The organism is Dolichospermum sp. UHCC 0259, assembly GCF_009711935.1.
Lineage (GTDB): Bacteria > Cyanobacteriota > Cyanobacteriia > Cyanobacteriales > Nostocaceae > Dolichospermum.
In genome coordinates, this window is the sequence record NZ_VIKX01000129.1 from 1 (window position 1) to 1694 (window position 1694).

The 1694-nt window shown below is 31.8% G+C and carries 2 protein-coding genes; one reads left to right on the forward strand and one right to left on the reverse strand.

What is annotated here, in order from left to right:
* The first annotated feature begins 57 nt into the window (after nt 1–57).
* A complete protein-coding gene (locus FJR05_RS27630; RefSeq protein ID WP_256376188.1) occupies nt 58–192 on the forward strand; it encodes a hypothetical protein in 135 nt (44 codons plus the stop codon).
* Between the two features lie 116 nt (nt 193–308).
* On the opposite strand, the gene FJR05_RS10385 is transcribed toward FJR05_RS27630, so the two are convergent.
* Nucleotides 309–1694: pentapeptide repeat-containing protein (locus FJR05_RS10385; RefSeq protein WP_217385569.1), on the reverse strand; the 1386-nt coding region annotated here is incomplete at its 5' end.

Here is a 1694-nt window from a genome sequence, read left to right on the forward strand (position 1 = left end):
TCGCTGGTTTTGGTCTTAGCACACTCAAGCAATTATTTAGAATGAAATAGCCCTGGTTTGGATGCTGAGTTATCTGGTTTGGTGGAAAAGATTGCTAATATTCCTATTTCTGAACGCACTCAGTTACTTCTTTCTTTGGGTAATTTATCCCGTGAGGAATTGTTACAAAGATTGAGTAATGAGGAAGTTTAGGATATATTGTTTTAATGTGTTTTTTATATTTTTATATAGTCCTCAGATTAGAAATCTGGGGCTATACAGACAAAGCCTACCTGCGTAGGCTAATTTTATGGATAATTTTTATCAGATTAATCTTGAAAATATCTTGCTTTAATTTCTGGATGTTCTGCTAAGAAGCGTTCTATTTCTAAATATGACCATCGTTCTACTTCAAAACCTTTATCTTCCTTCAGAGTATCCAGTCTATCATGTAATGTTGCGTCAATTATGCCACTAGTAAGTATACAAAAACCTTCTGCATTATATTGATCTAACATATCACGAATATTTGGAACTTGTGAACTTCCAAGAGATCCCTTATCACTTTTTAATTTGCACTGAGCTATCCATTTGATAGATTTTTCATTAATATCTGTACGTTCAAATACAATATCTCGACCACCATCACGAGAGCGTGCTTTACCCATTTTATCTATATTAGTTAATTTTAAATTATGTTGTTTTATAAGAAGATCATAGCAAAGTAGTTCAAATTGATCATCATTAAGTTGAGTCCAATCACATGATATATCAGAAAATTTTGCTCCATCTCTTTTAGTATCATTTAGGTTTGCTCCAGATATATTTGCATATCGTAAATCCGCATTACTTAAATCTGCTCCCTGAAGATTCGCTTTTATTAAATTAGCTTCTTGTAGGTTTACTCCAGTTAGATTTGCACCAGTTAAATTTGCACCACGCAAATCAGCAGAATGTAAATTTGAATTGCTAAAATCAGTATGAGTTAAATTTAAATTAGCCAATTTTGCATTTTTTAGATAACTATTACTTAAATCAATGCATGCTAACTCATATTTTGAAAAATGATTTTGTGTTTCAGATAAGCTAATTTGATGTTTATCTTGTTGATTTATTTGAGCCAAATTTTCTTTATTAAGAATTTTCCAAACAATAGTCCATTTATGAGTTATTTCTTTTTTTATATCAATTATAGTTCCAGTCAGATTAGCCAAATTCAAATTAGCATTTTTTAAGTCAGCACCACTCAAATCAGCATTCTCTAAATTAGCACCACTCAAATTAGCATTATCTAAAGTAGCATCACTCAAATCAGCATTCTCTAAATTAGCACCACTCAAATTAGCATTATCTAAAGTAGCATCACTCAAATCAGCATTCTCTAAATTAGCACCACTCAAATTAGCATTATCTAAAGTAGCATCACTAAAATCGGCATCCTTTAAATTAGCATTACTCAAATCAGCTTGATTGAGAAAAGCTTTATTTAATTGAGCATGACTCAAATCAGCATTTCTAAGGTTAGCATTACTGAAATTAGCTTGATTAAGATTTGCCCAATCTAGATGGGTGTTACTTAAATTAGCATAGCTTAGGTTTACTCCTTCAAGCTCGGCACTACTTAAATAAGCATCGCTGAAGTTGAAATGACTAAAATTTTGTAACTGTTCACACTCCCCCACTAAAAAGGAATTAGGAAGTAACAGGGATAGGAG